The 3,309-nt window shown below is 67.5% G+C and carries 3 protein-coding genes; all 3 read right to left on the minus strand.

The features are described 5' to 3' along the window. The coding region (locus AB1609_18880) for a DUF1848 domain-containing protein (GenBank protein MEW6048512.1) at positions 1 to 916 on the minus strand (916 nt) is incomplete at its 3' end. A 102-nt stretch (positions 917 to 1,018) separates the two neighbouring features. Then, complete coding sequence (locus AB1609_18885) at positions 1,019 to 1,702, minus strand: helix-turn-helix domain-containing protein (protein ID MEW6048513.1); 684 nt, start codon at positions 1,700 to 1,702, stop codon at positions 1,019 to 1,021. A 266-nt stretch (positions 1,703 to 1,968) separates the two neighbouring features. Then, positions 1,969 to 3,129, minus strand: coding sequence for a PQQ-dependent sugar dehydrogenase (locus AB1609_18890; GenBank protein MEW6048514.1), 1,161 nt, complete (start codon positions 3,127 to 3,129; stop codon positions 1,969 to 1,971). Positions 3,130 to 3,309: the final 180 nt, after the last annotated feature.

The raw sequence follows: 3,309 nt of genomic DNA on the forward strand, positions 1-3,309 counted from the left end.
ACTGGTCGCGGGTGGGCCGCGGGCGCAGCACGAACGGCACGTCCGGGCGAAGCCGCCGGATCACGTCCGGGTCCACACACCGCGCCTTCTGCACGCCCCCCTGCGCAGGGGCTGTGCCTGCCCCAACGAGGGCGTCGTCACAGCAACTGTAAAGCGTCATGCCGAACCCCGCGCCGATGGCAGCGAGTTCCCCCGCCAGCCGGCGCCGCTCCTCCACCGGGAGCCCGGCCGGCCCTGCGCTGCCCTTTCCAAGCCGTGAAGACACCTTCTCCAGGTTATACCGGGTCTTGCGGTACAGGCTGACGAACGAGACGTAGCAGCGCCGGGTGTAACCGGACAGGGCCTTTGCGAGCTTCTCGAACCGCCGGCAATGGTACTCGAAGTCCATCTCGACGCCGCCCGCCTCCCCTACCAGAATCGGATCGAAGCGCCAGAAGACGCGCTCCGGGCCGACTCGATCCGACAGGGCGCGAAAGCGCTCGATGGAAAGCCGTGGCGGCGGGTTGCTCGGCTCCAGGGCCGGCGGGTAGGCGTTGATGGTGAAGTGGAAGTAAAACGAGAAGCCCCGCCGCTCGAGGTCCCGCAGATACGGGAAGAGCGCCGACGGGTTACGCGTCCAGAAGACGAAGGCGGCCACGTCCTGTGGGCGCAGTGACACCCGCTGAAGGCGGCCCCCGAACGGGTTCACCCACTCGCAAAAGCCGGCCCTCACCCGGTTCATGAACCAGCGGGAGTAAAAGGCCGGCACGTCGGTGCGCCGGCTAACGCTGACGACCCTGGGGCGCTCGGGCGTCGCCCCGATGCCAGGCAGGCTCTCTCCCGCCGAGATGGTGCCGCCTCCTTCAACGGTACGTGCGAGCGTCCGTTTTGAGGACCACAACCGCGCAGCCTGCAATGGCTCTGCTTCGGCCACCACGGCGCAAAGCCCTGCATCTCCTGGCCATGCCAGGAACACCGCCAGCCAGCCGGCCCGGCCTTCTCGCAGACGTCCGCGCGCTTGTCCTCGGCCGGGCCCAACCTAACGCAGGGCCTTTCCTTGGTCAGGGACGGCTCCGGACTTGCCGGAGGGGGATGCCATGGGTTCTTGAGGGCCGGCTATGCGGAACAGGCAGCGGGGATCGCCGGCAGCCATGCAGGCGACGTGCTTTATACCGGTTCCGAGGAGCCGGGACAGCAGCCGCACGTCGAACCGGCACACCGCCCGCGTCTCGGAGGCCAGGTGATGGTAGATGCAGTTCACCGCCTGGATGGTCTGGCCGTCGTCACAGGCTTCGGCGTCGTAGCCAAGCTCGTTCATGATGGCGATGACGGCCTCGACGCGGCGCGAGGGCGGCGCGGCGTGCACGCGGGGCAGGAGTTCCTCCCCGAGGCTTCCGGCGACGCTCTCGAAGAGCCGGTCCAGCCCTTCTTCTCCCACCATCTCCCGCATCGCTTGCAGCGTGCGGGTCGAAAGCAGGTCGTAGCGGCGGGGGAAGCTCTCGTACCCCGCGTCCGTGAGCCGGAAGACCCGGCTGGGGCGGCCCGCCGAACGGCGCCGGACGGTTACCTTGACCAGGCCTTCGCGTTCGAGAAGCGCCAGGTGCTGCTGAACCGTACCGCGGCTGATGCCAAGGGAGGCGGCGAGTTCGTCGATGCTCATCCCCTCCTTGCGGTGCAGGAGCCGCCGCAGGAGGGCCCCGCGCGTAGTCCTCGCCGGTTCCACGTGCGTCGCCTCCTTTCCCTCAGTGCAGCGTAAAGGGTGAACCCAACCGCGCTGTGTTTGCTTCTAACCGTGACGACGCTGCCAAGCCTCTTCACTTTGCTACGGTGCGAAGCGGGCATCCCTGTGACGCCGCCGCCCCACATCAACATCCGGGCCATCAGTCACCAGGAAGGGCAGATCCGGCTGCCCCGTTAAGGGCGCAGCCAAGGGCGAAGGGGCCTGTGGGTGTCGCCGGGAATGGCGTCCCGCTCTGGCCGGGCTGCTGACTACCTGCCCTCGTACGTGATGCGGTAGATCACCCCGGCGAAGTCGTCCGAGACCAGAAGCGAGCCGTCGGGCAGCTCCTTGATGTCCACGGGCCTACCCCAGGCCGACCGCCCCTGGAGCCACCCGGTCGCAAACACCTCCTGTGACACCGGCTGGCCCTCCTGGTCGAACTTGATTCGTAGCACCTCGTACCCCACCGGCACCGAGCGGTTCCAGGAGCCGTGAAGCGCCACAAAGGCAGAGTTGCGGTACTCTTCCGGGAACATGCTGCCCCGGTAAAAGTGGATACCTAGCGGCGCCACGTGGGCCTGGAAGTTCAGGGCCGCCCGGGCAACCGGCTGCGGCGGGCTCTTGCCCTCGTACCCGGGCGTCGGCGTCTCGCCGCCGGCGGTGGGCACGTACGGGAAGCCGAAATAGAGCCCGGCCCTGGGCGCTTGAAGCAGCGTGTCGGGCGGCACATCGTCCCCCAGACCGTCGGCGCCGTTGTTCGTGAAGAACATCTCCCCGGTCACCGGGTGCCAGTCCATGCCCACGGAGTTGCGAACGCCGGAGGCGTAGACCTCCATGTTCTTGCCATCGAGGTCCATGCGGATGATGGTGCCCTCGATGCCCTGCGGGTCGCAGATGTTGCAGGGGATGCCCACCGCCACGTAGAGCCTGTCGTCCGGGCCGACGGCGGCGTAGCGCCAGCCGTGGGCGAACTTGTCGGGCAGGTTCTCGAAGATGACCTCGGGCGGGAACTGGCGCTCGATGTCAAACTCCGGGGCGAAGAAGCGGATGATCCGGTGCTGCTCGGCGACGTAGAGCACGCCGCCCTTGAACGCAATCCCGTTGGGCACCTTCAGGTCGCTGGCGATGGCGATCACCTCGTCGCCGATCCCGTCCTTGTTCCGGTCCACGACGGCGTACACCTTGTCGTAGCGGGTGCCCACGAAGACAACTCCCATGGGCTCGCCGACGGCCATCGAGCGGGCCCGGGGCACCTGGGCGAAGACGCTGATCTTGAAGCCCGGCGGCAGTTTGATCTTGCCCAGGTTGGCCTGGTTGAACGCCGGCCCCGCCGGCTGCCCTTCGGCGAACGCCGCCCAGGATACGCTCACAGCCACTACCGCCGCCACCACTGCCAGCAACCCAGGCCGACCCAAACAGTTCCTGCGCATGTCCGTCCCCCTTCCCGGCGGGTGCCGCCGCGCGGCGGCGCCGCCCCTGTGTCTACGGTTCTAAACGTATAAGGCAAACGTTCGGGGTACGACGGCGGCCTCCTGCCATTTGAAAGAAGGCTGTGATTGTTGAGAACTTTGACGAATGAATTGGAACGCTTCCTGGGTGGCCCGCCGCCT

This window comes from Bacillota bacterium (genome assembly GCA_040754675.1).
In the GTDB taxonomy this organism is placed as follows: domain Bacteria; phylum Bacillota; class Limnochordia; order Limnochordales; family Geochordaceae; genus Geochorda.

What these genes read in the sequence shown, in the direction of transcription:
- AB1609_18890 (MEW6048514.1), bottom strand. Translation starts at nt 3,129, where the DNA reads ATGCGCAGGAACTGTTTGGGTCGGCCTGGGTTGCTGGCAGTGGTGGCG.